The 25,579-nt window shown below is 51.3% G+C and carries 19 protein-coding genes and 1 pseudogene; 8 read left to right on the top strand and 12 right to left on the bottom strand.

Annotated elements, in window-relative coordinates:
- Window positions 1-6 precede the first annotated feature (6 nt).
- Complete coding sequence (locus B4A77_RS09380) at window positions 7-2,382, bottom strand: efflux RND transporter permease subunit (RefSeq protein ID WP_290740186.1); 2,376 nt, start codon at window positions 2,380-2,382, stop codon at window positions 7-9.
- Window positions 2,383-2,540: 158 nt separating this feature from the next.
- Between B4A77_RS09380 and B4A77_RS09375 the strand changes: the two genes are divergently transcribed.
- Both B4A77_RS09375 and feoB read left to right on the top strand, forming a co-directional pair.
- A complete protein-coding gene (locus B4A77_RS09375; protein WP_290740183.1) occupies window positions 2,541-2,792 on the top strand; it encodes a FeoA family protein in 252 nt (83 codons plus the stop codon).
- A 2-nt stretch (window positions 2,793-2,794) separates the two neighbouring features.
- Window positions 2,795-4,843: a ferrous iron transport protein B gene (gene feoB, locus B4A77_RS09370; protein ID WP_290740180.1), complete on the top strand. Its 2,049-nt coding sequence runs from the start codon at window positions 2,795-2,797 to the stop codon at window positions 4,841-4,843.
- An 8-nt stretch (window positions 4,844-4,851) separates the two neighbouring features.
- On the opposite strand, the gene B4A77_RS09365 is transcribed toward feoB, so the two are convergent.
- The 3 genes from B4A77_RS09365 to B4A77_RS09355 are packed head-to-tail and all read right to left on the bottom strand — an operon-like array spanning window position 4,852 to window position 9,067.
- Complete coding sequence (locus B4A77_RS09365) at window positions 4,852-5,640, bottom strand: ZIP family metal transporter (RefSeq protein WP_163453088.1); 789 nt, start codon at window positions 5,638-5,640, stop codon at window positions 4,852-4,854.
- Between the two features lie 25 nt (window positions 5,641-5,665).
- A complete protein-coding gene (locus B4A77_RS09360; protein ID WP_290740173.1) occupies window positions 5,666-6,697 on the bottom strand; it encodes a DMT family transporter in 1,032 nt (343 codons plus the stop codon).
- Between the two features lie 15 nt (window positions 6,698-6,712).
- Window positions 6,713-9,067 carry an efflux RND transporter permease subunit gene (locus tag B4A77_RS09355; RefSeq protein ID WP_290740170.1) on the bottom strand — a complete coding sequence of 785 codons (2,355 nt, stop codon included), beginning with the start codon at window positions 9,065-9,067 and terminating at the stop codon, window positions 6,713-6,715.
- Between the two features lie 84 nt (window positions 9,068-9,151).
- Between B4A77_RS09355 and B4A77_RS09350 the strand changes: the two are divergent.
- Window positions 9,152-9,493: pseudogene (locus B4A77_RS09350) on the top strand (tyrosine-protein phosphatase); the annotation flags it as partial.
- Window positions 9,494-9,515: 22 nt separating this feature from the next.
- A complete protein-coding gene (locus B4A77_RS09345) occupies window positions 9,516-10,217 on the top strand; it encodes an AgmX/PglI C-terminal domain-containing protein (protein WP_290740167.1) in 702 nt (233 codons plus the stop codon).
- 14 nt (window positions 10,218-10,231) lie between these two features.
- Here the strand turns inward: B4A77_RS09345 and B4A77_RS09340 are convergent, their stop codons facing one another.
- The 7 genes from B4A77_RS09340 to B4A77_RS09310 all read right to left on the bottom strand — a co-directional run bounded on the left by B4A77_RS09340 (window position 10,232) and on the right by B4A77_RS09310 (window position 17,792).
- Complete coding sequence (locus B4A77_RS09340) at window positions 10,232-11,092, bottom strand: tRNA 2-thiocytidine biosynthesis TtcA family protein (protein WP_290740165.1); 861 nt, start codon at window positions 11,090-11,092, stop codon at window positions 10,232-10,234.
- A gap of 20 nt (window positions 11,093-11,112) precedes the next feature.
- A complete protein-coding gene (locus tag B4A77_RS09335) occupies window positions 11,113-12,234 on the bottom strand; it encodes a cysteine desulfurase family protein (RefSeq protein WP_290740163.1) in 1,122 nt (373 codons plus the stop codon).
- A 103-nt stretch (window positions 12,235-12,337) separates the two neighbouring features.
- Window positions 12,338-12,766, bottom strand: a complete 429-nt coding sequence (locus B4A77_RS09330; protein WP_290740160.1) for a flavodoxin — start codon at window positions 12,764-12,766, stop codon at window positions 12,338-12,340.
- Window positions 12,767-12,815: 49 nt separating this feature from the next.
- Window positions 12,816-13,385, bottom strand: coding sequence for a DUF3793 family protein (locus B4A77_RS09325; RefSeq protein ID WP_290740158.1), 570 nt, complete (start codon window positions 13,383-13,385; stop codon window positions 12,816-12,818).
- Window positions 13,382-15,115 carry an ABC transporter ATP-binding protein gene (locus tag B4A77_RS09320; protein WP_290740156.1) on the bottom strand — a complete coding sequence of 578 codons (1,734 nt, stop codon included), beginning with the start codon at window positions 15,113-15,115 and terminating at the stop codon, window positions 13,382-13,384. Before B4A77_RS09320 ends, B4A77_RS09325 begins: the two co-directional genes overlap by 4 nt.
- Window positions 15,108-16,892 (bottom strand): ABC transporter ATP-binding protein, encoded by a 1,785-nt coding sequence (locus tag B4A77_RS09315; protein ID WP_290740151.1) that lies wholly within the window; start codon window positions 16,890-16,892, stop codon window positions 15,108-15,110. Before B4A77_RS09315 ends, B4A77_RS09320 begins: the two co-directional genes overlap by 8 nt.
- 63 nt (window positions 16,893-16,955) lie before the next feature.
- Complete coding sequence (locus B4A77_RS09310; protein ID WP_290740148.1) at window positions 16,956-17,792, bottom strand: helix-turn-helix domain-containing protein; 837 nt, start codon at window positions 17,790-17,792, stop codon at window positions 16,956-16,958.
- Window positions 17,793-18,115: 323 nt separating this feature from the next.
- Between B4A77_RS09310 and B4A77_RS09305 the strand changes: the two genes are divergently transcribed.
- The 4 genes from B4A77_RS09305 to B4A77_RS09290 all read left to right on the top strand — a co-directional run bounded on the left by B4A77_RS09305 (window position 18,116) and on the right by B4A77_RS09290 (window position 24,445).
- Window positions 18,116-19,441, top strand: coding sequence for a hypothetical protein (locus B4A77_RS09305; protein ID WP_290740146.1), 1,326 nt, complete (start codon window positions 18,116-18,118; stop codon window positions 19,439-19,441).
- Window positions 19,442-19,612: 171 nt separating this feature from the next.
- The gene (locus B4A77_RS09300) at window positions 19,613-21,871 is read left to right on the top strand and encodes a TonB-dependent receptor (protein ID WP_290740143.1); all 2,259 of its coding nucleotides are present in this window, start codon (window positions 19,613-19,615) and stop codon (window positions 21,869-21,871) included.
- A gap of 267 nt (window positions 21,872-22,138) precedes the next feature.
- Window positions 22,139-22,363: a DUF1490 domain-containing protein gene (locus tag B4A77_RS09295; RefSeq protein ID WP_173343342.1), complete on the top strand. Its 225-nt coding sequence runs from the start codon at window positions 22,139-22,141 to the stop codon at window positions 22,361-22,363.
- Between the two features lie 3 nt (window positions 22,364-22,366).
- Window positions 22,367-24,445 carry a heavy metal translocating P-type ATPase gene (locus tag B4A77_RS09290; protein WP_290740142.1) on the top strand — a complete coding sequence of 693 codons (2,079 nt, stop codon included), beginning with the start codon at window positions 22,367-22,369 and terminating at the stop codon, window positions 24,443-24,445.
- Here the strand turns inward: B4A77_RS09290 and B4A77_RS09285 are convergent.
- Window positions 24,439-25,503 (bottom strand): Fic family protein, encoded by a 1,065-nt coding sequence (locus B4A77_RS09285; protein WP_290740139.1) that lies wholly within the window; start codon window positions 25,501-25,503, stop codon window positions 24,439-24,441. The two genes, B4A77_RS09290 and B4A77_RS09285, sit on opposite strands and share 7 nt — an antisense overlap.
- Window positions 25,504-25,579 lie beyond the last annotated feature (76 nt).

The following is a 25,579-nucleotide window of genomic DNA, read 5'->3' as shown; positions in this document are numbered from 1 at the left end:
TTTCTCCTATTTTCCAAAAATCTTGAATTTCTTGATTAAAAGCGGTGTCACGAACAGGTCGGCGAGCAGTGCCGAAACAAGTCCCACGAACACCACGAAACCGAAGTTGAACATCTGCGTTGCGGCCGAGGTAGTAAAGCCCGCGAAGGTCGCCACCATGATAATCGTCGTCATCACGAGAGCCGGGCCCGCCGTGCGGAATACGTTGAGAATGGACTCGCGGTAATCGCGGGTGCGGTCGAATTCCACATGCCCGTGGTTGATAAAGTGAATCGTGTCGTCGACGGAAAGGCCAATAATCATCGGGATGAGTGTCGCCGTCATCATGTCAAGCGGAATGTCCGTGAGCCCGAGGTAGCCGCCCACGAAAATGCCCGGCGCAATGTTCGGAATCATGCCGATAAGGCCTGTACGGATGCTGCCGAAAACGATCATCAAAAGGACTGCCACAATCACCACAGAAATCAGGAACGAAGTCATTTGGCCTACTTCCAGGTACTGCTGCATGGCGGTGAACTGCGGCAAGTTTCCTACGGCAGTCACCTTTGCGTCCGGATAAAGCTTGCGTGCGAAATTCTGCAAGTCCTCGATTTCCTTCTGGAGTTCGTTGGAGTTGTAGCTCGAAATTTCAATCATCAGGCGGAGTTTCCTGTAATCGTAATCCATCCAGTAAGTTGCCTCGCTGCCGCCCGCGTTTTCGTAGAGCAAAAGCAACTGAGCGACTTCTTCTTCCGTTTCGGGAATGGCGTATTTTTCTTGACGGTTTTCGTTCAGCGTACGATCCAAATCCTTGACGATGTCAAGAATGGAGGTGGAACGCTTGGTGAGCGGGTAGTTGCCGGCGTGTTCCTGCAGCTGTTCCAACTTTTTCAGGTTTTCGACTTCCTTGGCCTTGTCGTTTGTACCAAAATCAATCACCAAGTCGTACGAATAGAAGCTTCCGATTTCGGATTCTGCCACATAGAGCATCTTGTTCACGTATTCGACCTTGCGGCCCATGGTGCGTTCCACGTCAAAGGCGGGTTCTATCTTGGTGAGTCCGAAAGCAGAAATTGCTGTCACGACGGCGAATACAATCGCAATCGGCTTGCCGTGCCCGAGAACGAACTTGCCGATAGAATCGAGAATGATTCCCATGCGCGTGTCGCCGCGTTCTAGCACCTTGGCGTTCGGCTTCTTGTCTTTGCCGAAACTCAGGAGAATCGGCGAAATGGTCAACGCTACAAGCAAAATGAATCCGACCGCAATCGACGAGAGAATGCCCACGGAGCGAATCGGCTTGAGCATCACCGAAAGGAAACTGAGCAACGCGACAATCGTGGTAAGGCCCGAGAACAGCACCGACCAGCCTGTTTCACGCATGGCGTAAAGTACCGATTCCTTGCGCTTGCCCGTAAGCATCATGTTCTTGCGGAAGAACGAGTTGATGTGAATGTTGTATGCAATTGAAACGGCGAAGGCCAAAATCACGGGCACCATGATGTTGGTCGCATCCATGTAAAGTCCGAGATAACCCACCAGGCCAAATGTCATGATGACGCCCGCAAAAGTCGTAATCAGCGGAGAGACAATTCCGCGGAGCGAACGCGTCACGAGGAACATCACGATGATGGCGCAGAGAATCGTCATGATGAAAATGCGGCCCATTTCTTCGCCGATGTATTTCAGCTTTTGGAAACTCAGGTAGGGCATGCCTGTGGCACGCGGGTGCAGCGGCGCATACTTTTCCTTCGCGATGATTTCAGTTGTTTCACGGCCTGTCTGCATGTCAGGCGCTTCTGCCTTTACGCCCTTCGCTTCGCCTTCGGCCTTCCACACTGAATCTTCGGGGAAGGGCCGCAGCTTGATGTTGATGAAGGCCTGCTTGCGGTCACTTGAAATCAACTTCTTCGCCAGTTCCGGCTTGTCAGCCAGACGCTTTTCAATTTCGGCAAGTCCCGCTTCGTCTGTCGGGATTTCTTCGGGCACAATCTGCGTGATTTCCATGCCCTCTTCGGTGCCGAGCATGTATTCCAAATCGACAATCGAAGTCGCCTTGCCGTCGGAATACGAGAGGCTATCGCGCAGTTCGTTCGAAAGCTCGCGTAAAAGTTTCAGGTTGTCCGGCGTCAAGATGGAATGGTCGCTCTCGACCAGCACGCCCACGAAATAGTCGTTACCGAAAGTTTCCTTGAACTTGTCCGTTTCGACAAGCATCGGGTCGCCCTCGATAAAGTAGCTGTCCCAAGACGCCTCGACGTAGATTTTTTTCATGCCCACGATCGAAACCGCAAGCAAAACGACAAACGCCACCAGCATAATGGCTCGGTGGTTGAGCAAGAATTCGCCAAAACGGCCGAACCGCTCGTTGATTCTTTCAATGTTAATTTTTGGAAGGCTCATTGTATCCTCTTTTTTTGCGGAGCAAAAAGTAGAGAGATGAGCCTAAAATTTCTACTCCAAATGGTTTTGTGCAAAACCGAATGGATTACAAATCTTTCCGGATTGTCGCAAGTCTATTTGGAGCGGTTTTTTATGCGGGTTTCGGCTACTTTTGGCGCATGAAAAACGCTGAATTTGTTGACCGTTTGAGTCTCGCCGAAATGGGTGAGAATCGTTGCGGGACAATCGCCCAGATCGAGGGCGATTCCCGCTTTATTTCAAGAATTGTTTCCATCGGGCTTACGCCGGGTTCCGCCTTTACGCTCCTCAAGAACGACGGGCGCTCGCCGGTGCTCGTTTTTTGCCGCGATACGGTTATCGCTGTCAACCACAAGGAAAGTTCACAGATTTTTGTCAAGGTAGAATCGTAAAGATGAGCGAAATCAAGACTATTGCCTTGCTCGGGCAACCCAATTCCGGTAAATCAACGCTTTTTAACAACCTTACGGGACTTCACCAGCGCGTGGGCAACTGGCCCGGCAAAACGGTGGAGCAGGCCGAGGGTGAATTTGTTTTTGATGGTACGATATATAAAGTAATCGACCTTCCGGGCAGTTACGGGCTTTCGGCGAACTCCGAAGAAGAGGTCGTGACTCGCGACTACATTCAGAGCGGCAAGGCGGACCTCGTGTGCATCCTGGTAGATGCATCGCAGCTGGAACGCAGCCTTTACATGCTGGCAGATTTTGTGGGCATTCGCTTGCCCGTGATGCTGGTGCTCAACATGATGGATGTGGCTGAAGCGGCGGGCAAGAAGATTGACGTGGCTGCGATTGAAAAGCGCCTCGGCGTTCCGGTGCTTGGCTTCAGTGCGGCCGAAACGGAACGTTATCCTGAATTTTTCAAGAAGATGGTTTCGGCCATCAAGACGCCTGTTTGCCTGGATAGCGGGAGCCTGCGCGAGGAACTCGTTAGCGGGGGAGAGCTTGGCGAAAAAACGGATGATATCATTAGCCGCATCGAAGCAGCCCTCGGCGATTTTGAATATGGCGTTTGCGAAAGAATCTGGATTGCGGAAAAGCTTCTCGAAAAAGACAAGCTCATTTGCGGTATCGTGAATGAATCGCTTCCGTTCGCAAGGAAGAATGCGATTGATGCAATCCTCGATAGCGACGAAGGGCGCGACGGCGGAATTCTCACCGGCGAGGCCAAGTACCGCTGGGTTTCAAAGATTGTGCATGAATCGGCGACGCCCAAGTCCATCGAAAAGGTCTTTAGCAAGTGGGACCGTATCGCGACGCACCATATCAAGGGCAAGTTCTTTGCGTTTGGTATCATGGTCGTCTCGCTGATTGCGTGCATGATTCTCGCTTTCCCGGGCATGGGAATCGGTTTTGGAATACAGCCTGTATTGCAGTCGCTTGTAGAACGCGCTGGCAATGCGCTTGGCGTCTGGCCTGTGGTGATTTCGTTCATCAACTTGGTGCTTGTTGGTGGAACTTGTATTACAATTTGTATGACAAGTTTCATTTTCGCTATCATTTTCGTGTTCCGCATTCTTGAAGAAATCGGCTATATGGCGCGTTTCTCGTATGCGTTTGACAACTGGCTTTCTCGCCTCGGTTTGCAGGGCAAGGCGATTATGCCGCTGTTCTCCGGAATTGGCTGCACGGCGGGTGCGGTTTGCGGCACGCGCGTGCTCGATACCCGCGGGCAACGCCTGCTTGCACTCGTTCTGTTGTGGGCGATTCCGTGCGGGAGCAAGGTGGCGGTGGTGCTGTTCCTGGCGTCTACATTCTTCGGGTCGGCCGCACCGCTGTTCGGTATCGGCTACGTGGCGCTGATTTTTGCAAGCTTCTACCTGTCTTCGCGCCTGTTCGGCAAAAAACTTGTCCCGCAGAATGAACGCGTGGGCATGATTATGGAACTCCCGCCGTATCACAAGCCGCACTGGAAGATGATTGCTGCGATGGTGGGGCGCAGCACCTGGGGCATTTTCAAGAAGGCCTTGAAGATGATCCTGATGGTGGCGGCCCTTTTCTGGGCGCTTTCTTACGCGGGCGACGGCAACGTGGAAAATACGCTCCTGTACAAGATTGGCAATGCGATTGAGCCCGTGACAATGTTCTTTGGCATGCGCTGGGAACTGTTTGTCTCTTATCTGGGCGGTATGTTCAGTAAGGAAGCTTCGCTTGGCATTATGAGCACGCTCTTCAACCACACCGGCGAGGCGTTCTCTCTTGTGACTCGCGTGGCGGCAAGCGAAAACCTGGGCGAGGCTCTTGCAAGTACCATCACCAAGCCCGAAGCGCTCGCGTTCCTGTTTGCCTCAATGTTCAACGTTCCCTGCGTGCTGGCGATGGGCACCACCTATCGCGAGGCAGGCTCGCTCAAGTGGCTAGCCACCATCATGGGGTATTATTTGGCGCTTTCTTTGGGGCTTGCCTTTATTGGCTACCACATCGGATTGCTGATTTTCTAACGGAAAAATTATAGCGCGCTGTCGAGCACCATCATGAGCGTGAAGCCCACAGCAAAAAGGATGGTGCCGGCATCAAAATGCTCTCCTTCGCTGACTTCGGGGAGCATTTCTTCGATTACGACATAAATCATGGCGCCCGCCGCAAGCGAGAGCAGGTAAGGCATGAACGGCGAGAGCGCCTCAGCCGCAAGCAGCGTGATTAAGGCCCCTACGGGTTCTACGGCTCCGGAAAGTGCGCCAAGTGCAAAAGCTTTTTTGCGGGAAGCCCCTTCGGCACGGAGCGGGAGCGAAACCACCGCCCCTTCAGGGAAATTCTGGATGGCGATGCCTATGGCAAGCGCAAACGCACCCGAAAGCGTGATGGCCACATTCCCCGAAAGCCAGCCCGCGAAAACGATGCCGACGGCCATGCCCTCGGGCAAGTTATGCAATGTCACCGCCAGCGTGAGCATGGTCGTGCGCTTGAGTTTTGCCTTGGGGCCTTCTGGCGTGGCGCTACCCAAATGCAAGTGCGGCGTTATTTTGTCTAAAATGTACAGGAACAGGATGCCGGCCCAGAATCCGACCGTCGCTGGGATGAAAGCGAGTTTGCCCATCGATTCGCTTGCGCTGATTGCAGGCAAAAGCAGACTCCATACAGAAGCTGCCACCATGACGCCCGCCGCAAACGACAAAAGGCCTCGTTTGAGATTTTGCCCCATCTGCTTCTTCATAAAGAAAACACATGCGGCGCCGAGAACCGTCCCTAAAAACGGGATGGCAAGACCTTGCGCAATTTGTAATATGGGCTCGTTCATGCTTTGAAAGATAGCATAATGCGTATCAGTGTGTCGAGATTTTCTCTAGGTCCTTGATGTCGTGGCTGTGACCGTGCTTTGCATCGGAGAAGACATGGTTGTGCAAATGGGAATGCGCAACAACGTGCGTATGGGTTATGCCGCCATGCGTGTGCGTGAAAATATGCTGATGCATGTGCGAATGTGAGCGGACAAGCGTATCGCAGACAACAAAAATGGTTCCGGCGATCATGACCAGGAACGCGACAATGTATTGCAGCGTGATTTTTTCGTTCAGGAGCACAACAGAAAAAAGAACGCCGATAAAGGGCGCGAATGCGTAAAAGGCGCTGGTCTTTGCGGCTCCCAGGTATTTTTGCGCGCGGATGTAGGTGAAAATGCTCAGGCCATAAGCCACAAAGCCGAGCAGCAGGGCGAGCGGGATGTATTTTACGGCAAAATGCATTTCGCCTGTGGTAAGCGAAACGACGATGGAGCCGATTCCAGAACAGAAGCCTTTTATGGTTACAATCTGGTATGTACTTTTGTCCGAAATTTTGCGGGTGCAGTTGTTTTCTAGCCCCCAGCAGATGGTCGCGCCGAGAACGAAAATGGAACCGATCGAGAAATTAAATCCGTCGACATTTTCAAACGAGAGAATGAAACTGGATATCGTTATAAATAAAATGGCAATCCACAAACGCTTAGACACCTTTTCTCTAAAGATGAACAGCGCAATCAGCGTTGTCGCGACGATTTCGAAGTTCCCGAGCAGCGATGCGTTGCTGGACGTTCCGTACTTGACGCCGAACATGAGCAATATGGGTGCGGCGATGTCGAGCAGGACCATGCCCAGCGTGTAGGGGAAATCTTTTTTGCAGAGCCGTTCTGATTGGGGCTCGCGCCTGACATGGAACAGGTAGAGGTTGCCAATGCCGATCCCCGCACCAATATAGAGCAGCCCTGCCATGAATACAGGCGAAATGTGGGCCAGCAGCATTTTGGAGCAGGGAACATTCAGTGCATAAAATGCGGCCGCCGCTATCGCGTAACCAATTGCAATGACATTCTTGTCCATGATTTGAATGTAGAATTAATTTGAAGATATCCCATATGGCTTGCACAGGTAAACAAGTGCCGTGGTGAGCGTGTAGTCGGCAAGGAGTGCGGCACCTAGGCCCACGATGGAGAGCAGGCCCACGTTGTGGAGCGCGCCCATGGGGCTGAAGATGAATACGAAGAACATCGCGCAAAGGATGAAGGTGGTCATGCCCATGGTCTTTCCGATTTCGCGGTAAGAAAGCAGTAGCGCGTGCCTGTAGCTGCCCGTGCGTTCAAAGCCGTATTTGATGTGGTTGTTCATGTGGATGGTGTCGTCGACGGCGATGCCCAAAATCATAGGCATCACAATCATCGTGATCATGTCGAGCGGCATGCCCGAATAGCCCATGATGCCGCCGATCAGGAGTACCGGCGCGACGTTTGGAATCATCCCGATAAGGCCCGCCTTGATGCTCCCGAATGCGAGAATCATCATGATGGCGATAATCACGAACGATCCGCCGAACGAGCGCAATAGCCCGCCAACTAGCTTGCCGTTCATTTCGGCGTAGTTCACGACTTCGCCCACGACAGAAACTTTTGCGTCGGGGAAAATCTGTGCGCCGTAGCTTTTGGCCGAATCCAGGTCCTCGACGATTTTGTTGGCGTCGTAGCCCGAAAGCTCTATGTGGATGAACGAGGTCTTGTAATCTTCGTCCATATATTCGAAAAGCGCTTCCGGGTCCGAAATCTCGTACAGGAAAAGCAATTGCGTGAGCATGTCCTGTGCGTCGGGAATCTTGTAATACTCGATACTGTCGGCGTTCAGCGTGCGGTTCATCTCTTTCACGAGACGCGTCACCGATTGTACGCGCGGCTTGTCGCCCGAAATTTTGGTGAGCTGGAGCGTTCCGAGTTTCTGTTCCAGTTGCTCGATGCGTTTCATGTTGGCGGGGTCTTTGAGCGCGTCCGCGTCATCGAATTCCACCATCACGTTAAAGTCGTAAAGGCTTCCGAGCTTTCCGCTGAGCATGTCCTTGAGCCGCACCACGAAGGGAATCTTTTCACCCATGGTTTCGGTGTAGTCCATGTTCACGTCGATGCGCATCATTCCCGGAATCTGCAGCAACATTACCGCCGCCGAAATCACCGCGATAACAATGCTGTGCCTGCACACCTTGCGCCCGAAAAATTCAAAGAGGATGTCCGCCTTGGTGGCCCCCGCGCTCTTGATCATCTCGGGTTCCGGCTTCGCATTTTTCCCGAAACTCATGAGAATCGGAATCAGGATGATGACATACAAATAAACCATCGTGACGATGCCCGCCGAAATCCCGCCAATCCAGCGGATGGGGCGAATGCCTGCAAATAAGAACGAAATCAGCGATGCAACCGTGGTGATGACGGTAAAGAGAATGGGCCAGCCCGTCTCTTCGACGGCGCAAATCACAGATTCGCGGCGGTTGCCCGTGCACCTAAAATGCATGCGGAATGAATTGATGTAGTGGATGGAATAGCCCACCGAAAGTGCCATGCCCAAAAGCACCGGGAGCGCGACCATGCTCTCGTCGCCGATAATGCCAAGCCAAGCGTTGATGCCGAGCACCGAAGCTATGCCGCTGACTGTTGCAATCGCGGGCACCACCACGCCGCGCAACGAACGTACAAACAAAACAAGGCAAATGACCATCACGAGAAATCCGAAACCGATGCGCATGGCGCATTCCTTCGAAATGACTTCGTTTTCTTCCATCTCGGTGTAGCTCATGCCTGTCGGGAGCATTTCAAACTTATCGCTCTTGAATTCGTCGGAATAAATGACTTCGCGGGCGAAAGGCGCGATGCTGTCTTTGCCGAAATCAACGCCGCCCTCGTAAGATTTCAGCGAGAGAATAACCCATGTTTCCTTCGAATCGTCCGAGACGATGTTGTTCACGAGCGATTCGCGGGAAAGAATCAACTGCTTTTTCGATTCCAGTTCCTGCGGGTCAGTGGGAACGCCGCCCTCGAAGGGATCGATGACTTCGAAACCCTCGTCGTTTGCGACCGGAATCGACAAATTGTGCGTCAGAGAAACCACGCGGTCGGCATAAGGCACCTCATTTTCGAGCCTGCGGGAAAGCCTGTCGATTGCTTGCAATACCTCCGGCGCAAAAACGTCGTCAGCGCGGACCATCACCATGTAACCGTCATCGCTGCCGAATTTTTCGTTGAAGTGCGCCTGGTCAATCTTCACCTTGTCCCAGTCGTCAAACCATTCCTCTTCGCTGCTCGTCATTTGCAGCCGGGGCAAGCCGAGACACGCTAAAACCGTCACAATAACCGTCGCCAGCAATATCAGCCAGCGAAACTTGACCTGAAAACGCCCTAATCGGGCAAAAAACTTGTTGACACGAGAAACTTGCATAAAACCCTCAAATTTTGAGGGAAAAATAGAGCCTTAGCGCCGTTTTTTCTACTCCAAACGGACGGACTCAAAAAATACGGCTCGTATCTAGTGCATTGCACGTATGGTATGGATCGAACTGGGTTTACGATTGCTGTGCTCGAAGCGCTGATGGGGGCAACCGCTGGTGAAATCAAGGCGGATTACGCCACGACTCACAAGAATTTTTATAACGTGGTCGATGGTAAACATGTTGATTTAACAACAAAGCAGGTTGAGCTGCTTCAGGCGATTATTGTCAGACTTATGCAGAATTCGTTCAAAACGGCTGGTGTTGACATCTCTGATTTCGAAAATGCAGATTTAGCGTCCGCTACAGAAAAGTATTTGCTTGCGCTCGGGATGGAAAAGAGCGAAATTGAAGCGCTGAAATCGCGACTGAAGTAGATAATTTTGTTATATATAGTGTATGGTGAAAAATTTTAGCAAATTTCTTGGCAAAATCGCTTTGATGACCGCTGCAGCGTTGTGGTCGGCTTGTAACGATTCTGATAAAAAGGCGGAGGATCCTAAATCAGATACAAAGTCGATTGTTAATCCGATAAAGTTGAAAAAGGTTGAAGTCTCTAAAATTTATCGTGATAGTATTCCTGTAAAAACACTAAAACCCGACTTGGGTGGATTTATGCAAAATCAAACTGTGGCTCTTTATGGTGTCCTTCCGGATGTTGTTCACAAAGGGGATGATGGCAAGGTGATCCCTAGATGCCGTATTAAGCCTTTGTCTGCAAAAAACGTTGTCGTTGAAGGTCGTGATATTGATGTTCAGACTTTTTTAAAGGTTTATCGCCAACGAGTTCATGGTTTACGCTTTATCTTCGATAAGAATGTAAGGCGTCGATCAGATTTAGCAAGTGAATTTGAAGGAAGAATAGTCTTGACTTTGAAAATTGCTTCAAGCGGCGAAGTTGAAAATGTTCAAATTAAATCGACTACAATTGCCGAAAATAGCCCCTTTAGTGCTATTAATGAAGATGTCAAGGAATCTGTCAGCCATTGGAAATTCCCGAAAACGAAAAACGGGGCGACATTCTCGTTCCCGATTTCATTTTACGGGGAGTTTCCGCAACCATCGATGTTTGATGATTCGTCTTCGGTGAAGAACAAGTAGCTTGTCGCTATGTTCTAGCCTTTCTGCGGTTCGCGATTTTCGTAATCTTCTAGGAAAGAATGCAGTTCACCGCTGGCCTTGAATCCGGGGAATGTCTCGATGCAGACGGAGTGCAGGCTGTTGAAGATGCTCTTTTCAATATTCGGATTTTCGCGCTTGAGGCGTTTGATGAGCGCCTTGATTTCTTGACGCTTGCTTCCACCACCGCCGTTGTCGCAGACGGTGCAGTTTTCGGTAAAGCGGCAGGCGCACTGGATAAACTGCAGCCCGTTGTAATTTTTCCAGTTGATAATGTCCTGTTCGTTGATGCAATACATGGGGCGGATGAGTTCCATGCCGCCGAAATTCAGGCTGTGGAGTTTGGGCATCATGCCCTGCAGTTGCGAGCCGTAGAACATCGCCATGACGGTGGTCTCGATGACATCGGAAAGGTGGTGACCCAGCGCAATCTTGTTGCAGCCCAGGTCCTTTGCCTTGTGGTAGAGGTGGCCGCGGCGCATCTTGGCGCAAACGTAGCAGGGGGAACGTTCGGTGTTGTTTGCTACGTCGAAAATGTTCGTCTCGAAAACAGTGATGGGGATTTCCAGGAGCTTTGCGTTGCTTTCGATTTTCTGGCGGTTGATTTCGTTGTAACCGGGGTCCATCACCAGGTATTCCACGTCGAATTTCACGTCGCTGTGGCGGTGAAGCATCTGGATGAGCTTCGCCATGAGCATGGAATCCTTGCCGCCAGAGATGCAGACGGCGATTTTGTCGCCTTCTTCGATGAGCTTGTAGTTCTTGATGGCGGTAATGAATGGCGTCCAGAGCCTTTCGCGGTATGTTTTCGAAATGCTCCGTTCTACACTTTGGACAAATGAAAGTTCTCTTGCCATTTTCATTACCTTTTTTGCGTTTATTTGCAAAGTTCCCTGTAGCAGCTGTCGAATGCGGCCATGAATTCGTCGATTTCTTTTTCGGTGGTGAGGTGCGAAAGGCTTATGCGCCAGGAGTTCAAAGCATTTTTGCGGTCGCGGCAGACGGCAAAAACGGCGCGGGAGGGGAGCGCATCTACGCTGCAGGCGGACTTGACCGACACGTAAATTCCTTTGTCCGAAAGAGCTTTCTGGAAAATGTTTCCGCGGACTCCCGCGACACTCAGGTTCAAAATGTGCGGAACAGCGTCTGCGGGCGAATTGATGCGGACTTTCGGATAGCCGCAGAGTTTTTCTTGCAAAATCTTTCGCAGTTCCTTGACGCGGGCAAATCGTTCATCGAAATGCTCCACGGCAAGCGACAGTGCCGTTTCGAGGGATGCGTCCAACGCGAGTGTCGGGGTGCCGCTACGGTAAATGGTGGTGCTTGCTCCGCCGTAAATGAGCGGTTCCATGGCGATCCCGCTTTTCTTGTACAAAAGCCCGCTGCCCGAAAGCCCGTAGAACTTGTGCGCGCCGATGCTTGCCGTGTCTGCCAAATTCAGGTTTATAGGCGTTTTGCCGATGGCCTGCGTCGCGTCCACGTGAAGGCTGCAGCTCGGGAACTCGCGGACAATCTTGCTGATGGCTTCCAGCGGTTGTACCGTCCCGAGTTCGCTATCGACCGCGTTTACCGTCACAAGCACCGTATCTTTGCGGAGCAGGCTTCGCAAGTCTTCCAGGTCGATTTTCCCGTCGGTGCCGATTTTTACCATCTCGATTTCGTAGCCTGCTTCTTGCAGAGCCGTGAGCGTGGCGCTTACCGAAGAATGTTCCAGCGGGTTCGTGATGATGTGCTTGCCCACATGGCGCTTGGCCTGGACGATGCCACGGATGGCGGTGTTGTTGCTTTCGCTTGCGCCCGAGGTGTAAATGATTTCGTCGGGGTTTACGCCCAAAAGTTTCGCGATGGAATCGGTCACTTGGGCGAGGAAAGCTTTTGCCGCACGCCCTGCTTCGTGATTCGAATTGACGTTGCCTATAAACCTGCGTTCAACTTCGTAGAATCGTTGCAAGACTTCTTCGCATGCCGGGGTATTTGCCGTGTAGTCGAAATAGGGCATAACTAGCAAAAAGATAGAAAAATGGGGAACGGCAAAGCCCCAACGAAGTGTGTTTCCGTCAGGGCTACTTCAATCCAAAACACTATAAGAAAGAAAAGTCTTTTTAGGCGGTGGCGAGCGCCTTGCCGAGTTCCTGGCAGGCGGCCTTGCCGGCGTCATCGGGTGCGTTCTCGATGGCGAGCGGTTCGGCTACAAGCACGAGCCCGGCGGCTTCCGCGTCGGCCTTCCACGGGTTCATCCATTCGCCGCCACCCCAGCCGTAAGAGCCGAACAGGGCGACTTTCTTGCCGTTGAGTGCGGGCTTGACGGCTTCGTAGAAGGGCTGGAATTCGGAATCTTCGAGTTCCTCGGCGCCCATGGCGGGGCATCCGAGAGCATAGCGGGCGTATTCGCTCAACTGGCCCTGCGAAAAGTCCGAGACGCTGAACACGTCGGCTTCGGCACCGGCGGCCTTGGCACCTTCGGCGACGTATTTTGCCATCAGTTCGGTGTTGCCGGTTCCGCTCCAGTAAATGACTGCGATTTTTTCCATTGTGATTCTCCTATTGACGAGCCTTCGGCTCTGTTGTTTGTTAAAAGTTTTACCCTACGGCAAGCATCGGTAGCGAGTAGCCGCGTTCAAAAAGGTTGCTCATGACCGTAAAACATTTTCTGAAACATTCAAAGCGTTTTTCCGCCGTTTCTACGTCGCCATAGACCTTCCAGTAGCCACAACTTTTGCAATTTTGCCCGCCATTGGCGATGAATCCCTTTACGTCTTCGAGCGGGTAGCCCAAGAAAAGCCCGATTTCGTGCGGAAAGCAGTGACACTTGCCGATGCGATACGTCAGGTTTGCAATGAGTTTCTCTTCGTCGAAGTGCTTGTAATCGTATTGCTCAAGGAATCGCCGGACATCACAGGCTTCGCACAAACACTTCAAGAGGTTGCGGCGGTAAACGTACACGAAACTACGACCGCAACGTTCTGCGACGACGCGTACGAATATGCCCGACGGATTCAGCTCGCGGTTCCAACGGGCAAGAATGGCGCAAAGCGGTTCGTGTTCTGCGGGCGATTTTTCCATGCAGAAGAGGCTACCTACCTTGCGCGCAGCAAGTGTCGGTGCGCTTTGGCGAACCAGTTTGTAATCCATCAATCGCTGTGCGGTCATCGCGAAGAAACCTCTTGCAGTTCCAACATCTTGCAGAACAGCCCGCCTTTCGCCTTGAGTTCGGCAGGGGTGCCCGTTTCGGCGATGTGACCGTCTTGCAGAACCACGACCTTGTCGGCGTTTGCGATGGTACGCATGCGGTGCGCAATGATGATGACAGTCTTGCCCTTCACCAGCTGCGAAATGCCGCGCTGGATCTTGGATTCGTTTTCTACGTCGAGGCTTGCGGTCGCTTCGTCGAGCAAGATGATGGGCGCGTCTTTCAACAAGGCGCGTGCAATCGAGATTCGCTGGCGTTCTCCGCCCGAGAGCGTTTCGCCGTTTTCGCCGATGACGGTGTCATAGCCTTGCGGCATCTTCTGCACGAATTCGTCACATCCCGCAAGTTTTGCCACCTTCAGGATTTCTTCGTCGCTGGCATCGCGCTTGCCGATGCGGATGTTGTCCTTGATGCTCGTGTTGAACAGCACCACGTCCTGGAAAACGATGGAGAAATTCTTGAGGAGCGTTTCAGGGTCAATCTTGCTGATGTCCTGCCCGCCGAGCGTTACCTTGCCGCCTTGAATATCCCAGAAGCGTGCCGCGAGTTTTGCTGCAGTCGTCTTGCCGCTGCCGCTCGGGCCCACAAGTGCGGTGATTTCGCCCTGCTTAGCTGTGAACGAAACTTTTTTCAGGACTTGCTTGTTCTCGTTGTAATTGAAGTCGACGTCCTTGAATTCAATATCGTAATTCTGGGGAACGAATGCCGTTACGCCTTCCTGAGGTTTCATCTGGTCCATTTCGCGGAATCGACGCAGGCGTACGTTCACAAAGAACAGTTCGGCGAGGTTATTGAATACGAGGAAAACTGGGTTGTAGACAGTCGCCGCGCATACGATGAACACCAGGTAGGTAAACACGTCGATTTCGCCCTTGGTCCAAAGCCTTGCGCCTGTAATCAGCACCGTGGCAAGACCCATCTTGAGAATGCCTTGCGCCGAATTCAGGAACGAGCCCACCTTCACGTCGGAATCCATCTGCGATTTTTCGTATTTGATGCAATCTTTGTCAAAATGATTGAGGTAGGCGGTTTCACCCGAATACGAGCGGATTTCCTGCACGTTTTCGAGACCCTCCTGGATATCTTCCATAATCGCGCGGCGGGCGTTATATGAATTTTCGAACCAGCGGTCCTGAATTTTCTTGGAAAGTGCAATGAGCAGTGCTGCTGCGGGCACCACCCAGAAAAGCGCGATAGACATTTTCCAGTTGTAGCAGAACAGCATGATGCCTATTATGGTGACGCTTCCGATGGCGGCGAAAAGTTCCGGCACCGCATGCGAGAAAATCATTTCGAGTGCGTTGCAGTCGTCCATGATGGTCGATGTCAGGTCCGAAAGGTTCTTCTTGCCAAAGAACGAGAGCGGCAGCTTGCGAAGCTTTTCGGCAATCGAGACTCGGCGGCGCATGCTTTCGTCATACACGCTACTGTAAGTCGCGCTGTACGAGAACCTGTAAATGACAAGCATCACGAAAAACAGGACTACCGCAATTCCTACGTAGAATAAGGTCCCGTGCGGAGTTTTGCCAGCAAATTCACCAATGCTCATCTGCTCCATCAAAAAATAAAAGAGCATCATCATCGGGAACATAAGCGAAATAAAGTGCAGGAATGTCCAGATGACGCCACGGACAAACGTGCGCGAGCCTTCTTCCGAAAGAGCAAAAGTATTCTGAACCCACTTATACATTTTCGCCTCCTTCGTTATCCTTGGAATTGTCGAGGGTCCACGTGACGGACTGCTGGTATTCGGCCCACATCTTGGCATAAATGCCGTTCTTTTCAAGTAATTCGCTGTGCGTTCCGCGCTCGGCGATTTCGCCATCTTCCACAACGATAATCTGGTCGGCGTTCACCACGCTTGTAAGCCTGTGGGCGATCATCAGCACGGTCTTGCCGGTGGCAAGCTTGTGCAAAGCTTCTTGAATCAAGCGTTCGTTTTCAGGGTCTGCGAAGGCGGTCGCCTCGTCGAGCACCACGATGGGGGCGTTCTTCAAGATGGCGCGCGCAAGCACCACTCGCTGTTGCTCGCCGCCTGAAAGGTAAGTTCCCTTGCTCCCGATAACGGTATCGATACCGCCCGGCAGCTTGTCAATGATTTCGCGGCACTGCGCAAGATCGAGCGCCTTATTTACTTGCTCGAGAGTTGCATCGGGCATGCCGTAGCGAACGTTGTCCAGAATGCTCATCTTGAATAGGCGCGTATTCTGGAACACGAACGAAACGTTCTTCATCAGTTCCTTCGGGTCAATCTGCTTTACGGGAACACCGCCAATGGTGATTTCGCCGCTATCGACATCGAAGAATCGTGGCAGGAGTTTTGCAATAGTACTCTTGCCGCCGCCCGAAGGTCCGACAAGTGCTACCGTATGGCCCGCCGGTACCGTGAGTGAGATGTCGCTCAGTACCTGTTTGTCGGTATCGGGGTAGGTGAAGTTCACGTTCCGGAATTCTACATCGAACTTTTGCATCGGTACGGGATTTTCGCAAACTTCCAAATCCTTGGTGCGTGCAATATCGTTGATGCGGTCAATGGCAAGCCCCGCCTGGTTCGTAGCGTTGCTTAGGTACATGCTGCGCATGACGCACTGCGAAAACAGCGGCGTCACCAGCACGTAAATCATCATGTTCACGATGGTGAGTTTTACATCGCCGTCGTTACCGATAATGAGCGCTGCCGTCGGCACCAGGAACAGTACGAAACCGTTCACGAGGGTCGTGTAGATGCAGTAAGGAACTTTCCAATTGTCGGAATAGGCAGTCACCATCTTGTGGTAGGTCGCGATGCTGTTGTAGAAACTCTTGAATGAAAAAATGGTCTGCTGGAAAACCTTGACTACGGGAATCCCGCGCACGTATTCCACCGCTTCGGAGTTCATCTCTTCGAGGGCCTGCATGTAGCGTTCCATGAACTTGGTTCCCCTGCGGCCAAGGGTGCCTAAAATGAACATGGCGTAGGCGATAGGCACCAAAGAGGCGAGGCCGAGTCGCCAGTCAAAGCTGAACATCATCACGAGCGCCACGACGGGAATCAAGATGGTGCCCGAAATGTCGGGCATCTGGTGCGCAATGAAGGTGTGCGTAATCGCGGCGTTGTCGTCAATAATCTTGCGGAGTTTGCCGGTCGGATTCTTGTCAAAGAATCCGAGAGGGGCGCTCATCAGTTTTTTCATGGCAAACCGACGCAGGTCTCCTTCGAGCCTGAAAGCAACCAAGTGCGAGCAGGCGAGGGCCGCAAAGTAGAGCAGAACGCTTGCGACCGAGGCGAGAACCGCTCCGATGGAGTAGTCGAAAATCTTGATGTTTGTCATGTCGCCGCCAGAGATAACCTCGCGGACAATCAGCCACATCAGTAAAAACGGCACGAGCCCCGCGATGGCGCTCAATGCCGAGAGAATCAATGCTAGCGGGAACAGCGGTTTTCGCGAACCCATGTATGCGTAGAGTTTAGAGAATGTCTTTTTCATAAATTAATCGCTAATGTGTCATTCTGAGCGAAGTGCGAAGCACGACCTCATTGCTCATACCTATTATGCTACATTCGTGAGTCTGTACTTTTTCCTGTATTCCTTGGGGGTCATGCCCATTACGTCCTGGAAGGCGTGGGCGAACTTGCTCCCGTTATTGTAACCGACTTCGCCAGCGATCTCGAGAATCCCGCGGTCGCATTCGCGAAGTTGCTTGGCGGCCAGTTTCATACGTTCACGGCGGGCGTATGTGAAAACCGGCAAACCGAACACGTTCTTGAAGCAGAGTTTCATTGCGGTAGGCGGCATGTCAAACTTGTCGGAAAGTTCCTCGATGGTAAAATGGCTGTCCATGTTTTCGCAGATAAACGAACGGATGCAGTAGATTTTTTCTATTTGCATCGAAGATAAATTGCACTCGCGGCAGGCGTATTCTCTTTGAGTGTCCAAGTTTTTTAACGTGAGCAGCAATTCTAAGATGGCGAGTCTGCAGTATTCTGCCTGCGTTTTTTCGGACTTGTTCTCGATTTTCTCGAATGCGTGAGCCACCTCTTCCTTGGTGTGCACGATGAACGGTCGGCCCGGACGGCACATTTTTTGCGCAAGAGTCCTGATGTCGAGTGCAAAACCTGCGAAATGTTCCTGGATGTATTTTGCTGATTCCTCGTAGAAAAGGATGCGGTCGCCGCAGTAATCGGCAGAGCGCGTTAGCGCACCCGAAGTCCAGGCGTCATAAACCAGCATTTCTCCTGCATTCAGCTGATTGCAGGGCAGTGCTCCGCCGGCCCAGGTAATGCGCCCCTTCCGGCAAAATTCAAGAATGAGAATTGGATCTCCTGCGAGTGTCGTATGGTAACACCCGATTTTGTGCAACCATTCAATTCCTTTGATGTCTAGCATTCTTTCCTCATAAATCAATTCAGATTGACTATGTTAGCCGAATCTTAAAAAGTAAGGCAAATCTAACAAGTAAGCAAAACTTTGTCAAGGCTAATTTTATTTTGGGCTTATCATATTTTGAATACGATTCTGTCTAAATGGATTGAAAAATGACTAAATGGAGTTAAATGGTAGCCTAACATTGATAAAATGAAGTTTTTGGCTTTATAATCCAATTGGATTTTTTCATTCCTTTTTGGAGTAGAACGCCCCCGACGATATTTCTAAAATGCTCCGCAAAATTAACAACCGCGGTTTTCCCGCATCCCAATCAAGGAGTATATATGAAAACACGTTTTCTGGCGGCTCTTGCTGTATCGTTCAGCATGCTTGTCGCTTGCGGCGACGACAACTCTTCTTCTGCTAACGGTGACGATGAAAAGGAACTTTCCAGTTCTTCGTCCGAAAAGTCTGGTGACAGCGAAAACAAATCTAGCAGCAGCAATGCCAAGTCTAGCGATAGCAAGGATAATTCCAGCAGTTCTAAGAAGGAAGAAAAAGGCGAATACAAACGCGAATTTGCAACTGCGATTGCCTCGGGCGAAACGATGTTCGTCGGCACGATGTCGCTGGACCATACAGATGATATCGGCACCGACTATATCGAAGTCGGAACCCGCGCAGGCGTTGTCTATTACGACAATTCCCTGTTCATTGCGGACCTTGATGTGGGAACCATTGCACGCTACAGTCTCGATGCAAACAACAAGATTGGTAGCAAGACGGCTGAACTTTCGCTTGCTGGCGCATGGGCAAACCACATTTACTTCGTGAATGAAGAAAAAGCCTACTTGGGCGGCATGCTTGACTCGCTGCTCATCATCAACCCGAAGACCATGAAGCGCACGGGCGCGATTGACCTGTCCAAATACAAGAACGATGATGCTCTCGTGGTGAGCCCGGGTACAGGCGTAATCGTGGACGGTCGACTCTATGTTGGCCTGTTGCAGAACGTGAGCGACTATGCTACCGGTAATACCGCTCAGGTTGCCATCATTGACATCAAAAAGGATTCCGTGATTGCCGTGGCTGAAGATGACCGCGTCGCGGCAGTGGGCTCCCTGGATGATTCCCAGAACCAGTCGTTTATCGTTGCTGACGGTTACATTTACTGCTACAGTAATGCCTCCTGGGGCTACGCTCCGGGCCAGGTCGACGGGTTCCTTCGCATCAAGGTGGGCGAAACCGAATTCGACAAGGATTATCAGTGGCTCGTGACCAAGGACGTCGCCATCGACGGCATCACCAAGAAGGATAACTTCAAGTACTTGAGCCCCGCTACTTATGCCAATGGCACCAAGGTCTATGCGTTCTTGAACGTGATGGTGGATCTGCAGCAGGTTTGGACCGATATGGATAGCTACCACAATAACACTTGCAAGCCGGTGGAAATCGATCTTGCGAAGAAGACTATGAAGGCTCTGCCGATAGATTACTCCTCCAGCTGGGCCAGCTACGGTAAGTACCTTGATGAAGACGGCACCGTGATTTTCGCTGTCTCTACCGAAAAAGACGGCAACGCCTACTTCCGCTATGATCCCAAGTCCGAAAAGGCGGAAAAGATCGCCGGTATAAAGCAGATTCCGATGTGGCTTGTGCCGCTCAAGTAAGCGAAATTGCCGCGAATCTGCGGTGTACATATTGTCCTCATAAACGCGAAGGTCCGTTCCCGCCTAATGGTGGGGGCGGATTTTGTTATTGGTACAGGATAAATCCATTCGGATTTTCAAAGACCCGTTTGGAGTAGAAAATTAGTCTGAAAATTGCTTAATTGCGCTGCGATGAAAAAGATGATTTTTTATAAGGCGGCAACGCTTGCCCTTATATTTGCTACGGTTGGTGCGGTTTCGGCCCGTGCCCAAGATGATGAAATTACCTCGATAGACGATTTTCTGGAAGAATCTGCTCCAGAAAAAAATGCGACAACTGGTGACGCAAACAGCGCGACGGCGCAATCAGATGCATCTGCGGCAAATGCCTCGGGCGTTACGCAGTTGGACGAACTATCGGTGGAATCTGAAATAGAAGCGGAACAGGCGAAGCAGGCCAAAAAGGCGGAATCGGTTGCGACGATTGACGCAGCCGAGATGCAGAATACGAGTAAGACTATTTCGAAGGCCGTCAACTCCGCCTCGGGCGTTAAGGTACGCAAGTCCGGCGGCATGGGCAGCGAAGGTAAAATCAACATTCGCGGCATGGAAGGCAAGAACGTCAAGGTGCTTGTAAATGGGGTCCCAGTCGAGACGCAAGGCAACTTGGGCCTTGACGATATCCCTATCGACCAGATTGCGGACATCGAAGTTTACAAGGGCTATGTTCCCGCACGCTTTGCAACAGATGGTGCAGGCGGAGCCATCAATATCATTACCAAGAAGCGTCCCGCCAATTCGGTGGATGCGTCCTACAGCCTTTCAAGTTTCAATACACATAAGGCATCGGTAAGCGCGAGCCATGTAATCGATAGTATTGTCGGTGGCGCGAGCCTAGAAGTGGGGGTATCGGGCTATTTCAACTATTCCGACAACGATTATGAATTCACGTCTCCCTACATGAAGAGTTCTACGGGCAAGGACACGAGCGTCGTTCGTGACCATGACCATTATACTTCGTATAATGTGCAGGCCTTTGCAAATTTGATGCACGCTTGGTTCGACCAGGTTTCGCTTGGTGCAAGCTACGGTGCGTTCGATAAGGAAATTCAAGGCGAAACGAACCGCATTGTTGAAGCGACTGCCGAAGGGTATAATTTAGGAGCGACTTTCGGATTAGATAAGAAAAATTTGTTTGTAAAAGACTTGAATTTCGGTGACCATTTTTCGTTTGGTTACAATGAAAATAAAATTATTGACACGAGTCGAGTCCATTGCCGCAACTGGTATAGTTGCGATACCGCCAAAAAGAATGTGGGCGAACTTTCTTCGATGGGACTTCCGAAATTCCGCACTGTGCAGGCGTACGACTTCAATAATTTGCTGAATCTGGATTATCAGTTTATTAAAAATCAGTTTGTTTACTGGAATACGCTTTTCCGGTATCACAAGGAAGATCCTGAAGATGACTTGGGTTCCGAAATGGTCGGGTTCAATACGGCAGGCTATCCTGGCAAGACAATTTCGGTGACGACGGGTCTTTCGCTTGAAGACAATTTCTTTGATTCGAGACTCCAGAACCTGTTGGGTTTCAAATTCCATTACCTGAAGGCTGAAATTTCAAATACTTCCACCAGTATGATACAGCAAGCGGTATTGGAAAAGAATGATTATACGGACTTTAGTTACGATGAAAGCTTGATGTTCCGGATTGTAAAGCCTCTTGCGGTCAAGGGCTCTTACCAGCATGCGGTACGCCTGCCCACGCCCGATGAACTCTTTGGCGATGGAGTGCGCGTGAGTGCCGCCACAAGCCTCAAGCCCGAAGAAGCGGATAATTTTAATGTCGGCTTGTCTCTTGATTTGCAAGAAATCCCGCTGGTGGCAAGGTTCCGCTTTGATGGTGATGTCTTTTATTCCTACTACAAGAACCGTATCCATTACATGGGCACGGCGCAGATGTCGGTGCCGTATTTCAACATGGACCCGATTCGTGGATGGGGTTACGAAGGCGACGTGAAGCTCGATGTGAATGAGTGGGTGTTGCTCGGGACAAACTGGACATTCCAGGATTTGCGCAACATTGATTACAATGCGAAGCTGGGTATTCTTGAAGATGCGATTATCCCGAACATTCCGCGATTCTTCATGAACTACCTCGCTGAATTCCACATGGGCGATATATTCAATAAGAACGATTTTGTCAAGTTCTGGTGGGCTGCTAACTACACCGATGAATATTATTACGGTTGGAAAATCAGTTCCCGCCAGAGCCGGAAAATTGATGCTTCGTTCACGCAGGATTTGGGCGTGGAATATTCCGTGTGGGATAACAAACTCGCCTGGAGTTTCGAGGTTGACAACTTTTTGGACGAAACCGTTTACGACAAGTACGGAGAATCTAAACTGGGACGCACTTTTGCAACCAAGATCCGGTACAGTTTCAGGTAGATTTATCTAACTTCGGATAGATTACGCTAACTAAGTTGTTTGTACGGAAACTAAGTTGTGTAGCGTAAACTAATTTGCAAATTTGCAACAATGTTAGTCGCACGGAAGCCTTACAGGACTTGGGCTTGAAGTCTGTTTATTAGTTTGTACGTAGTTTGCATTTTAAGTGAATTTTAGGTAGATTATTATGCAAAGAACAACAAAACTTTAATGAAGATCCCCGACCAAGTCGGGGATGACATTAGGGCGGAACAAAAGGAGTAAGCTATGTCCGTATGGAAAAATGAAAAGTTCTGGTGCGTGGTGGCCGGTGTCGTTGGCCCGACTATCATCAAGAAGATTCTCAAGGCTCCGAAGACTCGCGAATATGCCGTCAAGGGACTTGCCGAAGGCATGAAGATTACTGCCGACGCCAAGGCCGCCTTCCAGGATATGAAGGACGAAGCCGCCGACATCTGCAACGACGCGAAGAAAGAAGCAGAAGCGAAGTAATTCATGAACTTTCGCATCGTTTACGATAAGCCGGGGCGTATCCGCTTTCGGGCGGGGGCCTACGCGTTTGAAAAAATGCATGAACCGCGCATCCACAAGGCATGCGTGAGTGTACCTTATGTCCAGAAGGCGGTAGTCCATTCGGAAAACGGCGGCATTCTGCTGGAATACGAAGACGGCTATCGTGAACAGGTGATTGATTTCGTCCGGAATCTGGACATCGCAAATCTCCCTGAGAGCGAGCCCGATACTGAATACCAACTGCAGGAACTCGACACGCAATTCAAGAACCGACTCGCGTTCATGATTGCGCGGCGTTACCTTGCCAAGTTGTTTATTCCGACTCCCATTCGTACGGCACACCTGATTTACAGGGGCCTCAGGTTTGTGGCGAAGGGCCTGAATTGCCTTGGCGAAGGGAAACTTTCTGTCGAGGTGTTGGACGGGGCCGCCATCGGGGCGAGCATCTTGCAGCGCAATTACGAATCGGCAGGGACCATCATGTTCCTGCTGAACGTGAGCAGCCTTCTGGAAGATTACACCAAGGCCCGGACCCGCACGGCCCTTACCGCAAGCCTTGCCGTGAAGGTGGACCGCGTGTGGGTCGTCAAGGACGGCGTCGATGTTCAGGTGCGCATGCAGGATGTTCAGGTGGGCGACCTCGTGCGTGTGCGTTCCGGCAGCATGATTCCGGTGGACGGAACCGTTGCCGAAGGCGATGCATTCGTGAACGAAGCGACCATGACGGGCGAATCGCAGGCGGTGCATAAGACGGTCGGGAAGTCCGTTTTTGCGGGCACCGTCGTAGACGAAGGTTCCATTGTGGTGTCGGTGCGGGCTGTAAGCGGCAACACCAAGATTCAGAAAATTATCGAACTCATCGATCGCTCCGAAGACCTGAAGGCTTCTATCCAGAGCCGCGCCGAACGCCTTGCCGACGGAATTGTGCCGTTCAGCTTTATCGGATTCGGGCTCACGCTCCTGTTTACGCGCAACATCACCAAGGCGGTCTCGATTCTGATGGTGGACTATTCTTGCGCCATCAAGCTTTCCACCCCGATTTCGGTGATTTCGGCGCTGCGCGAAGCGGCTGACCGCAACATGACCGTGAAGGGCGGCAAGTACCTGGAAGAATTTGCGCTTGCAGACACCATTGTTTTCGACAAGACGGGAACGCTCACCAAGGCGGAACCGAAACTCGAACGCGTGATTCCGTTCGGAAACCGCAGCGAAGAAGAAATCCTCCGCATTGCGGCCTGCATCGAGGAACATTTCCCGCATAGCATGGCCCGCGCCATTGTGCGTGGTGCCGCCGAGCGGGGAATTGACCACGAAGAAGAACATGCTGACGTGAAGTACATCGTGGCGCATGGAATCGCGACGACTCTCGACGGTGAACGCGCCGTTATCGGCAGCAAGCATTTCGTCGTCGAAGACGAAAAAATTGCAGTGGGCGAGGTGGAACAGAAAAAGATCGATGAACTCGCCGGAGCCGCATCCGTGATTTACCTTGCCATTGGCGGGAACCTTGCGGGCGTGCTTTGCATTAGCGATCCTCCGCGGGACGAAGCGGCCGAGGCCATTCGCATGCTCCGTGAACGCGGAATCAAGCATGTAGCGATGATTACCGGCGACAGCCAAAAGGCCGCTGAACGCACGGCGCAACTTTTGGGCATTGATACCTTCTTTGCGCAGGTGCTGCCCGAAGACAAGCACCGCTATGTGGAAAAAATGAAGGCCGAAGGCCGCCGCGTGATTATGGTGGGCGATGGAATCAACGATGCGCCCGCATTGGCCGCCGCGAACGTGTCGGTCGCCATGAGCGATGCCAGCGACATTGCCCGCGAAACCGCCGACGTGACCCTCCGCAGCGAAGACCTGCGCGACCTCGCCGAACTCCGCACGCTGAGTACGCTGCTCATGGAACGCATCCAGGCGAATTATCGCTTTATCGTCGCCTTCAACACGTCGCTCCTGGCCGCAGGTTTCTTTGGGATACTTGCCCCCTCGACCTCGGCCCTGCTGCACAACCTCTCGACCATGGCGATTTGCGCCAAGAGCATGACCACACTCAATCACTGAGTGGTAATCACGCGCCATTCCCCGTTTTCGGTTCGGACAATGTAGCCCTTGTCCATCATGGATTTCAACTGCTTTTGTATAGCGGACATGTTTATGCCAATTTTTTTCTTGAGGGCGTCGTATGTTATGTCCGGATTGTCGGCGAGTAGATTGAGAATCTTGCTAGAATTCTCGCTACGGAATTGAATGCGTTCTCCGTCAAACCACCAAATTCCTTTGCCCTGCTCCGTGATAAATTGGACATTGTACATGATTTCACTAGCATACATTTTACGGAAATAATTCCGGAAGGGGCGAATCTGCCTTAGTGTCGCCCTTGCGCCATCGGACGGGGCGGGGCCTACGTCTAAATCTGCTTCGTGGAGCGCTTCGAGATAATCGTCCTTTTTACGGCTGCGGACTACAAGCAGCGGGTAACCATGCTTTGCGAGTATGTAGTTGACCATCAGTCGCGCGATTCTTCCGTTACCGTCCTCGAAAGGGTGGATACGAATATACCTATAATGGAATAGGATAGCCATGTCCACTGGCGAAAGCGAGCCCTCTTCTTCGATCATATTGTACCAATCCACCAGGTCACTCATCAATGAGGGTGTTTCTTCGGGTGAAGCGTAGGTGAAGATATCTCCGTATCGAGTGACGACGCTGTTCGGTCTCGTCTTGTATTGGCCTGCATGTATTGTGTAGGACGATGCTGTACCATCAGGACGTGTGTAGTGAACTTGATAATCCTCCCGGAGAAGGGTCCTGTGTAGTTGTCGTATAAAATTTTGGGTAAGGGGAAAACTTTTCTCTTGGGATTCCGCCAAAGACAACTTAAGGCAGACATCGCTAGCCTTCATTTCTTCGCAATCCTTTAATTTGGCAACGCCATTCACTTTGCCGAAAAAGAGCAAAAGCTCGGTTTGCCCGTAGGTGAGGGTATTCCCCTCGATGTGGTTGCTGTTGTAGTTGAAATCGACCGTAAACCGCCTGTCAAGACGTTGCTTATCGTGCTCGCTGAGCGGCAGCATCGAATTCCATAATTCCAGGGCTTCTTCGAGATTTTTTGATTTCATACCATTAATATAATAAAAAATCTATTAAAATGGTGGTAATATACCACCTTTTCTATGATTTTTATGCAAAAATATT

The sequence above is a fragment of the Fibrobacter sp. UBA3718 genome (genome assembly GCF_002371935.1).
Taxonomy (GTDB): Bacteria; Fibrobacterota; Fibrobacteria; order Fibrobacterales; family Fibrobacteraceae; genus Fibrobacter.
The sequence above is the reverse complement of the archived record's forward strand: the minus strand, read 5'-3'. Positions and strand labels throughout refer to the sequence as shown.